This window comes from Micromonospora sp. NBC_00330 (assembly GCF_036136635.1).
Classification (GTDB): Bacteria; Actinomycetota; Actinomycetes; order Mycobacteriales; family Micromonosporaceae; genus Micromonospora; species Micromonospora salmantinae.
This window is the reverse complement of record NZ_CP108012.1, coordinates 5,673,302-5,691,186: the sequence shown is the minus strand read 5'-3', so window position 1 is coordinate 5,691,186 and position 17,885 is coordinate 5,673,302. Positions and strand designations below refer to the sequence as shown.

General features: G+C 72.2%; 18 protein-coding genes and 1 pseudogene. 5 read left to right on the top strand and 14 right to left on the bottom strand.

The genetic code is table 11. The features are described from left to right. Positions 1-558: 558 nt before the first annotated feature. From OG598_RS25880 to OG598_RS25825, 12 genes and pseudogenes are all read right to left on the bottom strand, one after another. Positions 559-1,656 (bottom strand): annotated as a pseudogene (locus tag OG598_RS25880) (LysM peptidoglycan-binding domain-containing protein); the annotation flags it as partial. Positions 1,657-1,670: 14 nt separating this feature from the next. Next, positions 1,671-2,120 carry a pilus assembly protein TadG-related protein gene (locus OG598_RS25875; RefSeq protein WP_328651461.1) on the bottom strand — a complete coding sequence of 150 codons (450 nt, stop codon included), beginning with the start codon at positions 2,118-2,120 and terminating at the stop codon, positions 1,671-1,673. After that, a complete protein-coding gene (locus tag OG598_RS25870; protein ID WP_328651460.1) occupies positions 2,117-2,584 on the bottom strand; it encodes a TadE/TadG family type IV pilus assembly protein in 468 nt (155 codons plus the stop codon). The genes OG598_RS25875 and OG598_RS25870 overlap by 4 nt, the downstream gene beginning before the upstream one ends. Then, positions 2,581-3,024, bottom strand: a complete 444-nt coding sequence (locus OG598_RS25865; RefSeq protein ID WP_328651459.1) for a TadE/TadG family type IV pilus assembly protein — start codon at positions 3,022-3,024, stop codon at positions 2,581-2,583. The genes OG598_RS25870 and OG598_RS25865 overlap by 4 nt, the downstream gene beginning before the upstream one ends. A gap of 8 nt (positions 3,025-3,032) precedes the next feature. Then, positions 3,033-3,233 carry a hypothetical protein gene (locus tag OG598_RS25860; protein WP_112677536.1) on the bottom strand — a complete coding sequence of 67 codons (201 nt, stop codon included), beginning with the start codon at positions 3,231-3,233 and terminating at the stop codon, positions 3,033-3,035. 25 nt (positions 3,234-3,258) lie between these two features. After that, complete coding sequence (locus OG598_RS25855; RefSeq protein WP_328651458.1) at positions 3,259-4,131, bottom strand: type II secretion system F family protein; 873 nt, start codon at positions 4,129-4,131, stop codon at positions 3,259-3,261. A gap of 55 nt (positions 4,132-4,186) precedes the next feature. Next, positions 4,187-5,089 carry a type II secretion system F family protein gene (locus OG598_RS25850; protein ID WP_328651457.1) on the bottom strand — a complete coding sequence of 301 codons (903 nt, stop codon included), beginning with the start codon at positions 5,087-5,089 and terminating at the stop codon, positions 4,187-4,189. 4 nt (positions 5,090-5,093) lie between these two features. Continuing rightward, positions 5,094-6,635: a CpaF family protein gene (locus OG598_RS25845; protein ID WP_328651456.1), complete on the bottom strand. Its 1,542-nt coding sequence runs from the start codon at positions 6,633-6,635 to the stop codon at positions 5,094-5,096. Continuing rightward, positions 6,625-7,425, bottom strand: coding sequence for a ParA family protein (locus tag OG598_RS25840; RefSeq protein WP_328651455.1), 801 nt, complete (start codon positions 7,423-7,425; stop codon positions 6,625-6,627). The genes OG598_RS25845 and OG598_RS25840 overlap by 11 nt, the downstream gene beginning before the upstream one ends. A gap of 2 nt (positions 7,426-7,427) precedes the next feature. Beyond that, on the bottom strand, positions 7,428-8,090 hold the full coding sequence (locus OG598_RS25835) for an SAF domain-containing protein (RefSeq protein WP_328651454.1): 663 nt from the start codon (positions 8,088-8,090) through the stop codon (positions 7,428-7,430). Continuing rightward, on the bottom strand, positions 8,087-9,022 hold the full coding sequence (locus tag OG598_RS25830; RefSeq protein WP_328651453.1) for a hypothetical protein: 936 nt from the start codon (positions 9,020-9,022) through the stop codon (positions 8,087-8,089). The genes OG598_RS25835 and OG598_RS25830 overlap by 4 nt, the downstream gene beginning before the upstream one ends. Beyond that, a complete protein-coding gene (locus tag OG598_RS25825; protein ID WP_442931533.1) occupies positions 9,016-9,525 on the bottom strand; it encodes a hypothetical protein in 510 nt (169 codons plus the stop codon). Before OG598_RS25825 ends, OG598_RS25830 begins: the two co-directional genes overlap by 7 nt. A gap of 839 nt (positions 9,526-10,364) precedes the next feature. Here OG598_RS25825 and OG598_RS25820 point away from each other — a divergent pair. Beyond that, positions 10,365-11,042 (top strand): A24 family peptidase, encoded by a 678-nt coding sequence (locus tag OG598_RS25820; RefSeq protein ID WP_328655435.1) that lies wholly within the window; start codon positions 10,365-10,367, stop codon positions 11,040-11,042. Between the two features lie 32 nt (positions 11,043-11,074). On the opposite strand, the gene OG598_RS25815 is transcribed toward OG598_RS25820, so the two are convergent. Next, a complete protein-coding gene (locus OG598_RS25815) occupies positions 11,075-11,704 on the bottom strand; it encodes a phosphatase PAP2 family protein (RefSeq protein ID WP_328651451.1) in 630 nt (209 codons plus the stop codon). 170 nt (positions 11,705-11,874) lie between these two features. On the opposite strand from OG598_RS25815, the gene OG598_RS25810 reads away from it, so the two are divergent. After that, entirely contained in the window at positions 11,875-14,271 is a 2,397-nt protein-coding gene (locus OG598_RS25810; protein ID WP_328651450.1) for a glycoside hydrolase family 65 protein, read from the top strand. Positions 14,272-14,325: 54 nt separating this feature from the next. Here the strand turns inward: OG598_RS25810 and OG598_RS25805 are convergent, their stop codons facing one another. Further along, on the bottom strand, positions 14,326-14,790 hold the full coding sequence (locus tag OG598_RS25805) for a hypothetical protein (protein WP_112586282.1): 465 nt from the start codon (positions 14,788-14,790) through the stop codon (positions 14,326-14,328). 144 nt (positions 14,791-14,934) lie between these two features. Between OG598_RS25805 and OG598_RS25800 the strand changes: the two genes are divergently transcribed. The 3 genes from OG598_RS25800 (at position 14,935) to OG598_RS25790 (ending at position 17,883) form a co-directional block, all read left to right on the top strand. After that, on the top strand, positions 14,935-15,723 hold the full coding sequence (locus OG598_RS25800; RefSeq protein ID WP_328651449.1) for an SAM-dependent methyltransferase: 789 nt from the start codon (positions 14,935-14,937) through the stop codon (positions 15,721-15,723). Positions 15,724-15,798: 75 nt separating this feature from the next. Then, on the top strand, positions 15,799-16,959 hold the full coding sequence (locus OG598_RS25795) for a low temperature requirement protein A (protein ID WP_328651448.1): 1,161 nt from the start codon (positions 15,799-15,801) through the stop codon (positions 16,957-16,959). A gap of 27 nt (positions 16,960-16,986) precedes the next feature. Continuing rightward, the gene (locus OG598_RS25790) at positions 16,987-17,883 is read left to right on the top strand and encodes a helix-turn-helix domain-containing GNAT family N-acetyltransferase (protein WP_328651447.1); all 897 of its coding nucleotides are present in this window, start codon (positions 16,987-16,989) and stop codon (positions 17,881-17,883) included. Positions 17,884-17,885 lie beyond the last annotated feature (2 nt).

Sequence of the window (17,885 nt, the reverse complement as noted above, 5' to 3'; positions counted from 1 at the left end):
TCAGGTGCGTCGGTGTCGGCCGACCGGCGGACCGTCGGGCACGGAGTCCAGGCCGTGCCCGCCGTCGAACAGCCCGCCCTCGCCACCAGCGCCGGCCCAGCCGTCGTCACCACCCCAGCCCCCAGGGCCGGCGCCCGTCATTCCGCCGCCGTGGGGTGCCGTGCCGCCGGAGAGAGCCATACCGCTGCCCGGGAACGCCGTGCTGCCGGGGAAAGCCATTCCGCTTCCGGCGGGTGCCACTTCGCTGCCAGCGGGCGTCACCCCACTGCCGGGAGGTGCGATCCCGCCAATGACTCTCGTCACGCCACCGTCGGCAGGTGCGACCCCACCGCCGGCAGGTGCGATCCCACTGCCGGTAGGCGTCATCCCGACACCGCGAGGTGTGAAGTCGTTCCCGCTCGGTGCCGCGCCGCCGTGCGGTGTCGCCGGGGCTTCGATGGCCGCAGCCGCCCGGCTGGCAGCCCAGGCGGCACCGCTCCCGGCCGCCCCACCACTGCCCCGCCGGCCCGCGTCACCGCTGCTCCGGCCCGCGCCACCGCTTTGACCCGCGCCACCGCTATTTCGGCCCGCGCCGCGCCGTGATGTGCGGGAGGACGCGGCCAGCCGGGGAGCCGCCCCGGCCGTGGCTGGACGGCGGCGCAGCCCCAGGACCGCGCCGATCTGGGCGCCGACGATGCTCGCCACCGCCAGTACGGCGGAGACCGCCAGCGGGCGGTTCACCCGATCGGCGGCACCGACCCGGGCTGCACCGACCGTCATCGCTGGTGGTTGGCCCGCTGACTCCGTACCGCTGGGTGGTGCCGGGGCCACCCGCGGCGGTGCGGCCCGCTCGGGCGCCGGCCGGGGCGCGGGCGGCTTCGGCGCTGCGGGTCGGTCGACGAGCCGACCGGTGGCGTGCTGCCGGGCCCCCTGGTCGGCGGCCTCCGTGGGCAGTCGGAGCAGTTGGCCGGGGCGGATCCGGTCCGGGTCGTCGAGCTTGTTCAGCTTGGCGAGCTGTCGGTAGTCCCCGAACTCGTCCAGGTACCGCTCGGCCACCTCCCCGAGGTAGTCGCCGCGCGCCACCCGGTACACCGGCGCGGCCTCGTCGTTCGCCGCCGAGGCGCCGCGTGCGGCCAGCCCTGTCCCGGCCATGCCGAGCAGGCCGCCCCGGGCCACCGGGGCGGCCGTGTCCGGTGTCGTCGCGGCGCGGGTCGGCGCGGCCAGAGCGGTGACGGCCGTTGCGCTCGGACTCGCGTACACCGGAGTTCCGTAGATTGCCGCGGCGCTGGCGGCGGCGGGGCTGGCGACCAGGATCAGCGCGACCGAGCCGACCAGCGCGGCGGCGGCCTTCTGCTGGCGGCCCATCCCGGGCAGCTTCGGCGCCGGCCGGCGCAGGGTCTGCGCGCCCAGTTCGACGACGACGGAGAAGGCGAACGTGGCCCAGCCGAACCAGCCGGCCACGGCCAACGCCCGCAGGAAGAGCTGACCGTCGTCCCGGCTGGTCAGCGCGGTGCCCACCTCGCTGATCGTGGGGAGGTGATCGGGCAGCGGGTTACCGGCGAAGGCGAGCAGCGCGATCGGCGCGCCGACCAGCAACACCAGGAGCACGGCCAGCGCGCCGATGCCGGTGAGGATCCGTCCGGTCCGCCGTACGACGGACCCACCCGATACGGGCATGGCTGCCTACCTTCCTACGGTGTTGCGGTGATGGCACGCGCGGTCGCCTCGCCGGTGACGGTGACCGTTTTCTGTTGAATGAACGGTCCGATCATCGAGCGGTGGTAGGTGATGGAGACGGTCACCCGGATCAGGGTTTCCCCGTCGACCTGGGGGAAGTTGACTGTGTGGCTGGCGGTGTTCACGGCGTCCAGGTAGTTGGCGACCGCATCGCGCGCCTCCGGCTCGTTGATCCGCTTCGGCCCGCCCTCGATGGCGGTGGCCCGGTCGATGGCCTGACCGCCGGTCCGGGCCGCCTCGGCGGCCAGGTTCTGGGCGCGTTGCAGGGTGCGGAGCTGCCCGGCCGCGTCGAAGGAGAGGCCGATGATGGCCAGTACGCCGACCATCGTCACCGCGAGGAAGATGCTCACCCGGCCGTGTTCACCTGCCCGGGAGGGACTGGCAGCCGACGTGGTGGCCGTCATTGCCGACTCCGGTAACGGTCGAGGGGGGAGGTGAACTGCGCGGAGATCAGCCGTTCACTCGCCATCCCGGGCAGGATGTCGAGGGTGATGTCCTTGAAGGACACGCGACAGCTGATCTTCACCGTCACCGTGGCGTTCGTGCCGACCGTGCTGCTGAAGGCCTTGTCGAAGCTGGACTCACTGTCGGGCGACTTGCCGCTGAATTCCGGGTCCAGGCCGTTGGCGCAGGCCAGGCCGTGCCAGTCCAGCTGTTTCTGGGCAGCCTCCCGCGCCTCTTCCTTGGCGACGTCGGAGTTACGGGAGATCGAGGCGGCACGGGCGGCGTCGTGCGCGGCCGCTTCGAGCGCCTCCGCGGCAACCGCGCTGCGCCCGACCACACCAGCGAGCACCATCAGCGCGATGAACGCGGGTGCCAGCACCGCCACCTCGATGGAGACCGAGCCCCGCTCGGCGGTACGGGTCATGGCGGGGTCACCCTCTCCACAGTGCCGTGGGCAGTCTGCCGAATCGCGAAGTCCACGCCCGGCACCACGGACAGGGACCGGCCGCTCACCGTGCAGGTCACGTCGGTCGTGGTGGTCACGCACGTCGGACCGGACCTGTCCCAGCCCACCAGCCAACCGCCGGAGGCCCTCAGGAAGCGGGAGGCGCTGTCCACCCCGGCGCCGTCGCTCGCCTGGTACGTCCGCTGCGCGTTGACGCCGCTCTGCGCGGCGTTCAAGGCGGTGGATCGGGCGAGGAAGACGGCCGCGACCTGGATCGAGGCGAAGAGCAGCACCAGGATCAGCGGCATCATCACGGCGAGTTCCACCGGGTTGGCGCCCCGCTCCCGGTCGCCGGCCGCGAGGCGGCGCCGGGCGGCGGTGACCGCTCGGCTCCACCTCGGGTACGCGGCTCGACGCACGTCAGCTACTACGGCTTCGTGTAATTCGGGATGCCGGTCATCCAACTGTTGGCCTTGGTCAGGGCCAGAGCGGTGACAGCCATGGCGACGGCGACCAGGCCGGCGATGATCACCGCGGTGGGCACCGGGCTGTCGCCGCGCTCACTGTCACGGCGTAGCTCGGCCAGGCGCGTCGTCACCACGACGTGCAGGTAGCTGAGGATGGACATGGCGTTCTCCTTCAAGGGGGAGGGGTCAGACACGGGCGATGAACGGATAGAGGACGAACCCGAGCAGCACGAAGACGAGCAGCGCGCCCGGGATGTCGAGCTTGCTGGTGATCCCCTCGGCACGAGCCAGGTTGTCGGTGCGGATCTGGTCGCGCAGCGAGTCGGCCCGGCTGCGCAGCGTCTCGTGCACCTGCGCGCCCTCGCTGCCGGAGGAGCGCATGATCGCGCCGACGTCGCCCAACTCGGGAATGCCGATCTTGTCGGCGAGGTCGCGCAGCTCGTCCCAGGGCGCGTGCATCTGCATCTGGGCGATCCGCAGCGACTCCTGGAGTCGGTCGAACACCCAACCGTCACAGACCGCCGCCGCACGCTCCAGCGACTGCACCGGCCCGTGCGCGGCGGAGAGCTGCAACGCCACCAGGTCGAGGTAGGTGCAGACCGCCTGGCGGAACTCTTCACGGGCGGCGTTGGCCTTGGTCAGCACGGCGCGGTGCGCCAGCAGGCCGGCCAGCAGCGCCAAGCCGAGGCTGCCCAGCACCGGAACGACCACCGGGAAGGGGATGCCGAGCACCCACAGCACCACCCCGAGCACTGTCGGCGTGGCCAACCCGATCAGCGCGGAGAGCAGCACCGACAACGCGTACTGCTCGGAGGTCTGACCGATCAGGGCGAGCTGCATCTGCGGCGGCCGCAACCAGCGGGACATCCCGGTCAGCCAGTCGAGCCGCCGGGAGGCGGGCGTGGCCACCCGGCCGGTGCCCGGCGGCTGGTGCAGTCGGCGCAGCGCAGGCCCGAGCGCCGGTGTCGCCGGCACGAGCTCCCGGACCACCAGGAACACACCCAGACCGACCCCGGCGCCACCGCAGACCGCGAGGGCGAACTGCCAGTTCACGATCATGCGAGCCGCCTTTCGCTCGCGGCTGCGGGGCTCCGCTGCGCTGCACTCCTCGCGCTCACGCGATCACCTCGGCCGGGTTGGGGGCCGGCAGGAACCGGGCCGGCCGTTGCGGCTGGCTCATCGACCGCACCCAGGCCAGCAGGCCGATGAAGGCGGCGCCGAGGGCGGCCATCACCAGCTGACCCACCGGTGTGCCGTACGGCCTGATGTACTCGGTGTTGATCAGCCCGTACGCAAGGGTTGCCAGCGTCATCCCGGTGAGGAAGCGGACCGCGAACCGGGGCTGGGTGCGCTTGGCCTCGATCTCCCGACGCGTTGCCACCTCCGCGGACGCCGCGCCGGCGATCGAACCGAGCACGTCACCAAGCCGTTCACCCCGGTCCGACAGGTGCAGGATCAGCGCCGCTACCACCTGGTCGCAGACCGGGTCGGCGATCTCGTCGGCGAACGCCAGCAGCGCGGAGCGGGCCATCCAGCCGGCCTGGAGACGGGCGGCGAGCAGCCGTACCTCGTCCTCGACGCCGGGTGGCACGCTGCCGATCGTGCCGATGATCGACTGTTGGAGGCCCTGCCCGGTGCCGGAGACGTCCTTGAGTCGGCGGGTCCACTCGCCGACCGCCTCGATCCGGGCGATGGCCCGCTGCTCGGCCTTGCCCACTCCGAACAGCCACGGGGTGCCGGGCACCGCCACCGCCACCAGCAGACCCACCACCGGCAGCCCGGTCAGCAGGAACGCCAACGCGCCGGCTACCAGCGCGACGACCAGCAGCACCTGGTAGCTCCACTGCTCGGCCGGAGTGTTGCCCGGCCCGCGCCACAGTCGGCTCAGCCCCGGCCCGCTGCCCGGCCGCGGCCCGGGAGGTCGACGGGTGCCGACCAGGGCGACCACGGCCAGCAGCAGCCCGGCCACACAGGCGGCGCCGGAGACCACCGCGATCAACTCCAGGCTGTCCAACATCAGGTCACCGCCGGGCCAGTCGGGTCTGCCGAGGCCGCCGCCAGGCACCGGCACCGGCCTCGACCCACCGGGTCAGCAGCCGCGCGTCGTAACCCACCCGCAGCAACTGGTCGCGGACCCGCTCCGGCAGGTGCCGGGGGACCGCACGACCGTCCGGGCCCGGCCCGAAGACAGTGGTGGTGGTGATCCGACCGGCTTCGCCGGCCCCGATCACCTCCTCCACGTGCGAGACGAACCGGTGCTTCCGCCCGCCGATCGCGGTCTCGTCCTCGATGGTGACGTAGACGATCAGGTCGAGCGCGTTGCCCGCCATCCGGCGGGCCTGGTCGACTGTCATCTCGCGGCCGTGTGCCAGGGCCAGCTCGACGATCCGTTCACCCACACCGGCGGCGGTACGGGCGTGGATGGTGCACATCGACCCCCGGCTGGTGGTCATCGCCTGGAGCATCGGGACGATCTCCCGGGACCGGACCTCGCCCACGATGATCCGCAGGACGCCCATCCGCAGCGATAGCGGGATCAGATCGGCGATGGTCACCTCACCGGCTGGGCGCCCGTCGAAGCCGCGTTCGCCGTGACCCTCCCGGGCCTCGAAGCTCATCACCGCCCGGTGCCGCTCCCGGCGGCGGGTCGGGAGCAGCTCCCGACTCTCCTCCAGCAGCACGTACGGCTCATCCTGCGGGATCTCGTTCATCAGCGCCCGGATGACAGTGGTCTTTCCGGCGCCGGCCAACCCGGCGACCATGATGTTCAGACCGGCGCGCATCGCCGCGCGGAGGAAGTCGCGCAGCAGCGGGTCGATCATCTCGTCCAGGTCACCCCGGGCGCCCGCGAGGTCGTCGAGGCTCACATCCAGGGTGTTGTGCTTGCGGATCACCGCGTACGGGCGGTGGCTGACCAGGAACACCGCGGCCAGCCGGCTGCCGTCGGGCAGTTGCAGGTCGAGGGTGGGCTTCACAGTGGAGAGGGACCGTTCGGTCGCGCCCGCCCGACGGGCCGCCGCCTGGAGGATCTCCACCAGCTCGGCGTCGCTGTCGGCGATCGGCTCGGCCCAGTCCACCCCACCGCCGTGGCGGGTGATGCGTACCTGGTCGCAGCCGAGGATGTGCACCTCCTCGATGGTGTCGTCGACCAGCAGCGTCTGTAGCCGGCCGAGCCCGACCAGCTCGGCGGTCACCTGGTCGAGCAGCAGGCGTTCATCGCCGGCGGCCATCGGCGTGCCGGCCCGGCGCACCGAGTCCGCGTACGCGGCGACCACCGTGACGGCGAGTCGGGCCCGCTCGGTGTCCTCCTCGTCGACTGTGAACTCCCGGCCGCGCTGCCAGAGGGTGAGCCGTTCGGTGAGTTCCCGGCGCAGCTCCCGGACCACCTGGAAGTCCATCCGGGCCCGAGGCGGCGCCTCCGGCGGCGGGCTGGTCGTGGGCGCCGACTGCGGCTGTGGCCCGGACTGGTGGTGCCGGCCGTTCGGCACGGCCAGGGGCGGCGCGGTTGAGGTCACTGCCGGCGGCTGCTGGCGCGGATCGGTGGAGACCGGCTCAAACCGCATCCGGCACCCCCTGCTGCACGGGCCACGCCAACCGGGCCCGTCGCCGCTCCAGGAGCGCCCCGATCGGAACCTCCAGCGCGGCCGCCGCGCGCATCAGCGGCCGACCGGCCCGCACTGTCCCGCCCAGGGCGAGCACTCCGGCGGTACGCGGATCGTGCGGCAGCCGTGCGATGACCGGCAGTTTCAGGGCGCGGCTGATCTCGGACCGCCCGTGCCCTTCGCCGACCAGCAGCAGCCGCAGGGTGCCCGGGGGCACCCGGTGCTCGGCGAAGTCCCGTTCGATGGCGGTGACCACCGCGCGGGTGCCGGAGAGGTCCGGCAGGTTCGCCCGGGTCACCAGCAGCACCACCGAGGCGGCCCGCAGCACCGGCCACGGGGGCCCGGTCACGTGTAGCCGACCACAGTCGACCAGAACGTCGTAGCCGGGGGTGCCGCGGTCGAGGGCGTCGAAGTAGTCGGCGAAGCGCTGCCAGAGCGGGGTGACGCTGCCGCTCTGGGCCGGGTCGACGAGGCCGGGCAGCAGCAGCCGTTCCCGGCGGGGGGCGTCCAGGTCGACCAGCTGGGACCAGAACGCGGTCTCCAGGTTGCCGTCGCGCAACTCGCCGACGGCCAGCTCTCCGATGCCGCGCGGGCCGTCCAGTTGACCGCCGAGGTATCCGGCGAGGATCGAGCCGCCGGCCGGGTCACATTCGGCGACCACCAGCCGCCGGTGCCAGGCCAGCGCGCAGGCCAGCGCCGAGGTGGTGACGCCGGGCGAACCCTTCGCGGACACCAGCGCGATGATCGCCATGCTCAGGCCGCCTCGGTCAGTACGACGGCGAGCCGTTCCTGTGCGGCGAGTGCCACCACCGCCGGCACGTCACGGGTGAGCAGCGCCAGGTACAGGACCTTGTCGTCGGTGGCCGGGCTGACCATGTCGATGACGGTGGCCGCGAACCGGGTGCCGGCGGCGGCGGGCGTGTCTTCGTCGGCATTGTTGTCCGGAGTGCTGACCAGCAGCACCTTGTCGCCGGGGTGCAGTTCGCGGGCCGGCACCTGGGCGGTCTTCAGGCCGAGGGCGATCTGCTGCTGGCCGGGGCCGAGCAGCGGGTCGTCGGTGACCTGCCCCAGGGTGAGCAGCGTGCCCGGAAGCAGCGCGACAGCGGCCCGTTTGCCGACCACCTCGTCGAGCCGTGCGGCGGGCACCGGGCGCAACCCCTGGCCGCCGGCGACCTGCACGGTGACCAGGTCGGCTGCGCTGATCTCCCGGCCCACCTCCACCGGGCGGGCCACCGCCAGATAGCTGCCGGTGGCCCGTACGGAGGTGACAGCGAAGGCCGCGCCCAGCCCGCCCAGCGCGATCAGGAGGACGGCGAGACCGAGCAACCCGGGACGGACCCGGCGTTGGCGGACCACAGTGGGCGGGTTGACGGGTGCGTCCACCGACGGGGTCCCGTTGCGCGTCGCGAGGCTCATCTGGTGACCACCTGGAGTTCGTTGATCCTGATCTGCACGATGCCGCTTCTCCGGGTCTGCGGGATCACCCGCCTTGTGGCGTCGCTGTTGGTCCACCAGTTCACCGTCCAGTGCGTGGTGGCGGTGACCTTGTAGGTGTCTGCCTTCGGGTAGCCCTTGTCGTAGCCGCAGTCCGGGGAGGTGGCACCCGCCCGCGCGCCGGTGGCCTTGTACTCGGTGCCGGCGTCGTAGCAGGTGACCTTCTCGCCGTTGCCCATGTCCCAGACGATCCGGTCGACCTTCGCCTCGATGTAGACGGTCAACCCCCGGTCGGACTCGTCGGCGTATATCGGGCCGAAGTAGTTCTTTCCTGCGGTTGCCCACATCCACACGGGCAGGCCAACCAGACCCGGACCGATGTCCTTGCGGGGGGCGACCTTCAGTCGCGCCGGCAGCAGGCTGATCGAGGCCAGGGCGCGACGGGCCAGTTCCTCCGGGTCCGGCGGCGCGCCGAAGCCGGCCGGCGCGTCGGCCAGCGACACCACGTCCTGGGCGCCCAGGTCGCCGCCGTTGCAGGTTTGCAGGTACCACTGCTCACCCTCGGGGGGAGCGACCGGCCCCTCGGTCAGCTTGTAGTAGCACCCGTCGCCGTTGTTGAACCAGCCCAGGTCCTCGTCGTAGCAGGGGATGGTCCGCCCGTTCCACTGACAGGAGCCGCCACCGCCACCGCCACCGTCGTCCCCGCCCCCACCGTCGTCCCCGCCGCCCCCGGGGTCACCGGGATTGCCGGGCTCGTCGTCCCAGACGCTGCAGTCGGGTTGGTCGGGTGGGCAGCCCGCTCCCGGGTCGGCACGGAGGGCGGCGGCGGCCGGCGGGACCCCACCGACCACCAGCAGGAGCATGAGGCCGAGCCCGGCGAGCGCCCGTCGGGTCGTCGCGGCCCCGCTCAGCACGGCTGGTCCCGGTGCGTCGCGCCGTAGTTGATCAGCCAGCGGCCGTCGGGATAACGGGTCGCGGTGGCGGTGGAGAGGTGCCTGCCGCCACCGCTGCCCGGTACCGAGCGCTTGTCCTTGGCGTAGACCAGCCGGTAGCCGGTCGTGTCCAGGCAGTCCTGGATCTCCACGGTGGCCGGCTTCGCGTCCAGGCTGACGGCGGTCACGGTCGGGTCGGACTTGAACGTCCCGGTACGCATGGCGCCGTGCTCCTTAGCCTCGCGAATGGACACCCGCACCCGAGTCAAAAGTGGATCACCGAGGAACCGGGACAGTTCCGGCGAACGCGGATCACTGCGCAGGCCCGCCGTGCGCGAGGCCGCGAGATACCCGGAGTACGCGTCAAGCGCCGCCTTTTCGGCAGCGCGTCGTTCAACGTCGGAATCGGTCCGGGGTCCGTTGTCGGGAACTTCCGTCGGCCGTTCGACCGCTTCCCGTCCGCTGGCGCAGGCGGTGACCGGCATTGCCGCCACGCCCACCAGCAGGCAGATTGCCGCTCTTCTGAGCTGCCGTCCGCGCACCGTCGAGCCTCCTCGTGGTCGCCCGGGGCGGTGACGGTTCACCGCCGTCGGGCATGCGGAAGCGCGCCCGGATCAGCACATCCGGAGCCGTTCATTGCGCTTCTGCATTCACCGTTACGGATCTTTTACAAATTCGGGGTCCTGTGTCGTCCGATGGTGAAGGTGAGGCTTGCGTCACACCCAAGGGGCGAGCATAGGCTGACGCTCGCCGATGCAACAGAGGCAATTCAAGCGAACACTCAGCGTGATGACAGGTGGTGGTGGCGGGTGTCAACACTGCTCCCGGGGCAATGGGCTAGCAAACTGTCGTTATTGATGGGGCGTCGCCGGGCCGGATGGGTTCACCGGAGTCGCGCCACCGGTCGCGGGAGTGGGACATCGCGGTCTCTACCCGGCATTCGACCGACGTCGTCACAGTGTCGGCGGGCGACCTCGTCCCACGGCCCGCCGGACTCGGAAACGGTCGAAAGCGCCAGCGCGGGCGCTGGTCGGCAGGTCGCTTTCTGCGCCATCCGCTACACCGCAGCGAGTGCTCAATCACGATCCGTGTTCACCGTCGCGGGGGAGCAGTTGGCCGCAAAGGAGGCGACATGGCGCTGACCGGCCCCCCGGCGGCCATCCCCGGTCGGGAAGACCCACCCGATCGGAGCCCGGCACCCCCGCCGTCCGGTGCTACGACGGCACCCGCAGGCCAGGCAACCCCCACTCCGCCGAGCGAACGACCGGCGGTGGCACGCACCCGGGTCTCGACGGTGTTCGCGATCCTCGCGATCAGCCCGCTGATGCGGTTGGCCGCGCTGCGCTACGCCGTACCCCCGGGTCTGCCCAGCCGGACCGGCTGCGACGCCTGCGGCGCGCCGGTCGGCCTGACCCGCCCCTGGCCGGCACTGGGCCCGGCAGCCCGGTGCGGTCGGTGCCGCGCCCGGGTCGGCCCACCGCCGGCCACCGTCGAACTGGTAGTGCTCGCGGCGGCGGTGCTGCTGGCGTTCGCCGGTCCGCCGGGCGGGGCGCTGCCGGCGCTGATCTGGTGGCTCGGCTGGACCATCCCGGCGATCCTCGTCGACCTGGCCGTGCACCGGTTGCCGGACCGGCTCACACTGCCCGCGGCAGCCGGGACCTGGCTGCTGCTCGGCGTGGCCGCGCTCGACGCCGACCCGGGGCACTGGCTGCGAGCCGTCATCGGCGGCGCCGGGCTGGCGCTCTTCTTCGCCAGCACCGCCCTGCTGCTCGGCCGCCGCGGCTTCGGGCTGGGCGACGCCAAGCTGGCGCTCAGCGTCGGCGCGCTGCTCGGGTGGTACGGCTGGCCGGTGCTGCTGCTCGGGCTGATGCTCACCTTCGGGCTCTCCGCCCTGGTGAGTCTGGCCCTGCTGGCCACCCGCCGCGCCAACTGGAGCACCCACCTGCCCTTCGGCCCGTTCCTGCTGCTCGGCACGACGGCCGCCCTCCTACTGGCTACCTGACCCGCCGCCCCGCCGGCATCGGGCGTCGGTGGTCAGGGGCGGGAGCGGCTGGCCAGTTTGGCGACCGGCCTGTCGGGACGGTTGGCGCGGCGGCGGAGCACCTCGCTGGTCGGGCGGGCCAGCAACGGGGTGACCACCACGGCGACTAGAGCGCCGAACAACACACCCGCGATCACGTCGTGCGGGTAGTGCACGCCCACGAAGACCCGGGAGAAGGCGCCGAGCGCGGCCAGGGGCAGCGCGACCAGGCCCAGTCGGCGGGAGAGCAGCAACGTGGTGACCGCCAGCGCGCCGGCGATGGTGGCGTGGTTGCTGGGGAACGACCAGTCGCCCGGCGGTGGGCAGGCACCCGCGATGATCTCCCGACCGATGGTCCGGCAGGGGCGATCCTCGTCCACCACGGTCTTGAAGAACTCGCTGCCCACGTACGCCAGGAGGGCCGGCACCGGCGCGATCAGGGCGAGTGCCCGGTCGTGCGGACCGCCGGACCGGCGGCTCAGCGCGGCCATCACCAGCAGCGCGCCGAGGAGCAGGATCACCCCCTCGGTGGCGTGTCCGACGAACCACTGCACCGGCTCTGGGCTGCCGGCGGCGGCGTCGACGACGTCGTCGTACCACTCGGCGCTGATCTCCGGAACGTCCATGCTGCCGTTGTCGAGCATGCATCACCTCACTTCACGTTCATACCCTGTTCACCTTGGGCACACCCTACGAACGCGCCAGAGGGCATCGCTGCTGTCGAAGGTCGGGTGGTCCGTCGGACCTTCGTCCAGGGTTCGCACAGCCGGCTCTGGTTGGCTGTCGCAGGACGTCGACATCGACAGGAGGCCTCGTGCAGACCGGTTCGGCCACCGATCAACAGCAGTCCACCGCCGCGGCGGACGACGAGACCTGGCGGATCCGGCGTACGGAGGCCGACGTGGACCGACTCGGCGAGACCGAGTCGATCTTCGCGTTGGGCAACGGGTGGATCGGCTGGCGTGGGGTGCTCGACGAGGGTGCCCCGTGCGGGATGCCGGGCAGTTACGTCAGTGGCTTCCACGAGCGGCGCGAGCTGAGCTACCCCGAGGAGGGGTACGCGTTTCCGCCGGCCAGCGACACCGTCATCAGCGCACCGAACGCCGCGCTGATCCGACTCTGGGTCGACGACGAGCCGTTGGACCTCCGGACCGGGACGCTGCGCAGCCACGAACGGGTGCTCGACCTGCGTACCGGCGTGCTGCGCCGGGAGACCGAGTGGATTTCACCGGCCGGGCGGGGTGTACGCATCCGCAGCACCCGGTTGGTGTCCCTGCCACGTCGCCCGGTGGCCGCCGTCCGGTACGAGGTCGAGCCGTTGGACACCGCCGTCGAGCTGCGGGTCTGCTCGGATCTGCTGGCCAACGAGAAGGTGCCGGAGCGTTCGGACGACCCTCGGGCCGCCTCGGTGCCCACCGACCCGCTGACCGCCGAGACGTACCGTGCGACAGGCCTCGACGGCGTGCTGGTGCACCGCACCGAGCGCAGCGGCCAGCGCGTCGCGGTCGCGGTCAGTCACCTGCTGGAGGGCCCGGGCACCGTGACGACCAGCGGTGACTGCACAGCGGACCGCATACGGCTGACAGTGGCGGGTCGCCTGCACCCGGGGGAGCGGTTGCGGCTGACGAAGTTCGCCGCCTACGAGTGGGCGGCGGTCGACGCGACGCCCGCCGACGAGTTGGCGGCACTGGTCGCCGCCGAGGCGGACGCGGCGCGGGCGGACGGCTTCGACGCACTGCTCACCGACCAGCGCGCCGCACTGGACGCGGCGTGGCAGGTCGCCGACGTGCAGCTCGACGGCGATCCGGAGCTTCAGCAGGCCGTTCGGTTCGCGATGTTCCACCTGATCCAGGCCGGTCGCCCGGACTCCGACCGGACCATCTCGGCCAAGGGGTTGACCGGCAACGGCTACGACGGGCACGTCCTCTGGGACACCGAGAGTTACGTCCTGCCGGTGCTCACCTACCTGGCCCCGGCGGTGGCCCGCTCGGCGTTGAGGTGGCGGCACGCCCACCTGCCCGAGGCGCGGGAGCGGGCCGCCGAGCTGCGGTTGACCGGCGCGACCTTCCCGTGGCGCACCATCGGCGGCCGGGAATGCTCCGGGTACTGGCCGGCGGGCACCGCAGCGCTGCACGTCAACGCCGACATCGCCGACGCGGTGTTGCGCTACCTGGCGGCCACCGACGACCAGGGGTTCCTGGCCGAGGCGGGGCTGGAACTGCTGGTGGAGACCGCCCGGCTCTGGCACGGCTTCGGCCACTGGTCGGACGAGGGCGGCTTCCACCTGCACGGGGTGACCGGCCCGGACGAGTACGCGGCGCTGGTCGACGACAACGTGTTCACCAACCTGATGGCGAAGCGCAATCTGCGCGGCGCGGCGGACGCCGCCGAGGCGCATCCCGAGCTGGCCGGCCGGCTCGGCGTGGACCGCGACGAGGTGACCGGCTGGCGGGCCGCCGCCGACGCCATGGCCATCCCGTACGACAGCGAGCGTGGGGTGCACCAGCAGGCCGCCGGCTTCACCGAACAGCCCGAGTGGGACTTCGCGAACACCGGTGACGACGACTACCCGCTGCTGCTGCACTTCCCGTACCTGGAGCTGTACCGCAAGCAGGTGGTGAAGCAGGCCGACCTGGTGCTGGCCATGCAGCTCTGCCCCGGTGAGTTCACCGCCGACGAGAAGGCCCGCAACCTGGCCTACTACCAGGCCCGCACGGTCCGCGACTCGTCACTGTCGGCGGCGCCCCAGGCCGTGCTGGCCGCCGAGGTCGGGCACCTGGATCTGGCGTACGACCTGTTCGCCGAGTCGGTCCTTCAGGACCTGGCCGACCTGGGCGACAAGACCGCCGACGGGCTGCACCTGGCTTCGCTGGCCGGCGCGTGGCTGGCGCTGGTGCAGGGCTTCGGTGGGCTGCGCGACGACCGGAGGGTGCTCTCCTTCGACCCCCGGCTGCCGCGCCGGATCGACCGGCTGGCGTTCAGCCTGCGCTGGCGCGGCCACCGGCTGCGGGTCACGTTGACTCGGGCCGAGGCCCGCTACGAGCTGCCCGACGCCGGCGCGGACGCCGAGGTCGAGCTGTGGCACCACGGCGAGTCGCTGCGGATCACCGGCGCCGAGCCGGTCACCCGGCCGATGCCGCCGGTGCCCGACCCTGGCCCGGAGCCGCCCTCCCCGCCCGGCCGCCGCCCCACCCGCCGCTCGGCCGACTGAGCCGCCCCGACCGGCTCAGGGGTCGCCGCGGCTCAGGTTGGCGCGGGCTCCAGCTCAGGTCGGGGCGGGACCGCCGGCCATCCGCTCGCGGACGGCCTCCAGCGCCTCGAAGGCGTACGCCCAGTTGTGGCACTTGAAGCTGCGCAGACCGTCGATCGCCGTGTGACAGTCGGAGCAGCGCACCCCGGCGATGGCATCCGGGATCTCGGTGTTGACGTACTTGCGCTCGCCCAGGATGACCGTGGCGATCATGGCCTTGTCGTGCAGGCCGGAGAGCGCCGACGAGACGATGTCGTACCAGGTGACCCGCCGGCGGCACTTCGGGCAGTCGGGTTCGTCGCCGCTGACCCAGAGCGGGGCGCCGATGCTGCGCGCCGGCATGCCGAGCAGTTTCTCCAGCCGCCGGACGTCCGACTCGGGGGTGGTCCAGCGGTGTCGGCCGGGCAGTGATGCGGGCGAGTCGTACACGGCGCGGAACAGGTCGTGGTCGACCTGCACTGTCTCGCGCTGAGCGGTCATCGGCGTCCCTCCTCGTTGAGTCGGTGCCCCCACCGTGGTCAGCGGTGACCATGGGCGCAGCCGGATCAACGACACGAGGGGTCAGCGGGTCGTCGCCGCGGGTGCTAGACATCGAGTTCCGCGCCCGCCGCGAAGGGATCCCGCATGACCGATCAGCAGGCACCTGACGTCACCACCAGACCCAACGTCGCCCGCATGTACGACTACTTCCTCGGGGGCAGCCACAACTTCCCGGCCGACCGGGCCGCCGCCGACCGGGTGCTGGAGATCTTCCCGGAGACCGGGGTCGCCGCGCAGACCAACCGGCACTTCCTGCGCCGAGCCGTCCGGTACGCCGCCGAGCAGGGCGTACGCCAGTTCCTGGACATTGGCGCCGGGCTGCCCACCCAGGACGCCGTGCACGAGGTGGTACGGGCCGTGGCGCCCGACGCGCGGGTGGTCTACGTCGACTACGACGAGGTGGCCGTCGGGTACGCCCGGCAGTTGCTGACTGGCGTACCCGCCACCGCTGTCGTTCAGGGCGACCTGCGGCGGCCGGACGAGCTGCTGGCCCACCCGGACGTGCGGGCCACTCTCGACCTGGACCAGCCGGTGGCGGTGCTGCTCCTCGCGGTGCTGCACTTCGTGCCGGACCAGGACGACCCGTGGGGGGCGATCGCCCGGCTGCGCGACGCCACGGTGCCCGGCAGTCACCTGGTGCTGTCCCATCTGACGTTGGACGGCATCTCGCCGGAGCTGGCCGAGCGCGGCCAGGCGGTCTACCGCAACAGCAGCGCACCGCTGGTGCCCCGGACGCGCGCCGAGACGGCACGCTTCTTCGCCGGGTACGACCTGGTGGAACCCGGCCTGGTCGCCACCACCCGGTGGCGACCGGACGGCGAGCCGGAGACCGTGGACGCCCACGGGTACGCGGGGGTCGGCGTCCGCCGCTGAGCTCGCTTTCGCCTCCGGTGGCCGGCCTCGGGTGGTACGACGGACGCAGGGCGTGCGCCAGCGGGAGGAGCGCCGATGGCGAGCAGACCCGAACGGCTGCTGCGGGGCGGTGACTCGCCGCTGAGCGCGTCGTTCCTGGAGCTGTTCTTCGATCTGGCGTTCGTACTCGCCCTCAGTCAGCTGGCCGCCCACCTGCTGCACGACCTCACCGTGGCCGGCGCGCTGCACACCGCACTGCTGTTGACCGGCGTCTGGTGGATCTGGGTGACCACCACCTGGTTCGCGGACTGGTACGACCCGGAGAGCCCGGCGGTTCGGTGGCTGCTGGTCGGTGCCGCGCTGGGCAGCCTGCTGGCCGGGGTGGCGATTCCGCAGGCGTTGGACGGGCGGGGCCTGCTCTTCGCCGGCGCGTACGTCTCGGTGCATGTCGCCCGGGGTGTGTTCACCGTTCTCGCGCTACGAGGTCACCCGCGGCAGAGGCGGGCGCTGCGCATCCTCTGCTGGTTCAGCGTCTCGGCCGTACCGTGGTTGGCCGGTGGGTTTCTGCCGGAGTGGCGGGTGCCGCTCTGGTTGCTCGCCCTCGCCATCGATCTCACCGGCCCACGACTGGGCTGGCCCACTCCAGTGATGGGACGGACCGAGCCGCAGGAGTTGCATCTTGCCGGTGAGCACTTCGCCGAGCGGTACCAACAAATCATGATCATTGCGCTCGGCGAGCTCGTCCTGGTGGCCGGCCTCTCGTACGCCGAAAGCGACCTCGCCCTCCCGCAGACCGCCGCGTTCCTGTTGGTCTTCGCCGCCGCGGTGCTGATCGGTCTGCTCTACGTCACGCCTGCCGGCCAGCGCCTCGGCCCGGCCATCGAGCACGCCGACCCGTCCCGACTCGGGGTCATCACCGGATACCTGCATCTGGTGATGATCGCCGGGCTGGTGGTCACCGCCGTCGGCGCCGAGCTGAGCATCGCCCACCCTCAGCGCACCGGTGACCGCACTGCGGTCCTGGTCATCCTGAGCGGCCCGTTGCTGTTTCTCGTCGGGCGGATTCTCTTCTCGGCGGCGATCCACCGGCGACTCTCCTGGCCCCGGGTCGCCGCCCTGGTCGTGCTGGCCGGAGCGGCGGCCGTCGTGCGGCTGCCGCTGTTGGCGGTCAGTGCGGTCGCCACCGGGGTGGTGCTCGTGGTGGTAGTCCTGGACCATGCCGGCTTCCGGTCCTACCGCCACCGAGCTGGCGCCTAGTAGAGAAGCCTGACTAAAGTCAGGCATATGGACTCGGCTCTCATCGCCGCCGTGCGGCGGTTCAACCGGACGGTCACCCAACGGGTGGGTGCGCTCGACGACGAGTACATGGCCCAGGGGCGCCCGCTGGGGCAGGCCCGCCTGCTCTGGGAGATCGGCCCCGCCGGTGCCGAGGTCGCCGCGCTGCGGGCCCGGCTCGGCCTGGACTCCGGATATCTCAGCCGACTCCTGCGCACACTGGAGAACGACGGCCTCATCGCCGTCGGACCGGCCGACCAGACCGGCGCCGACGGCCGGGTACGCGTCGCCACGCTCACCGACGCCGGCCGGACCCAGTGGGCCGACCTCGACCGGCGGTCGGACGATCTCGCCGCCTCGATCCTCGAACCGCTCACCGAACACCGCCGCGAACGACTCGTCACCGCCATGGCCGAGGTCGAACGGCTGCTCATCGGCTCGATGGTCGTCATCGAGCCATGCCCGCCGAGCGACCCGCGAGCCCGCGCGTGTCTGCGGGCCTACGCCCGCGACATCGCGCGACGATTCGACGACGGGTTCGACACCACACTGAGCAACCCGGTCCACGACGAAGCGCTCGTCCCGCCCAACGGGGTGCTCCTGCTCGCCACCCTCAACACCGAACCGATCGGCTGCGGCGCTGTCAAACTCCACACCGACGCGCCCGCCGAGATCAAACGCGTGTGGGTGGCCGACACCGTACGCGGGCTCGGTGTCGGGCGGCGGCTGCTGGGCGAGCTGGAACGGTACGCCGCCGAGCGGGGTGCCACAGCGGTCCGGCTGGACACCAACCGCAACCTCACCGAGGCGATCGCCCTGTACCGGGCGACCGGTTACCGGGAGATCGAGGCGTACAACACCGAGCGCTACGCCCACCACTGGTTCGAGAAGCAGCTGGGGCACTGACG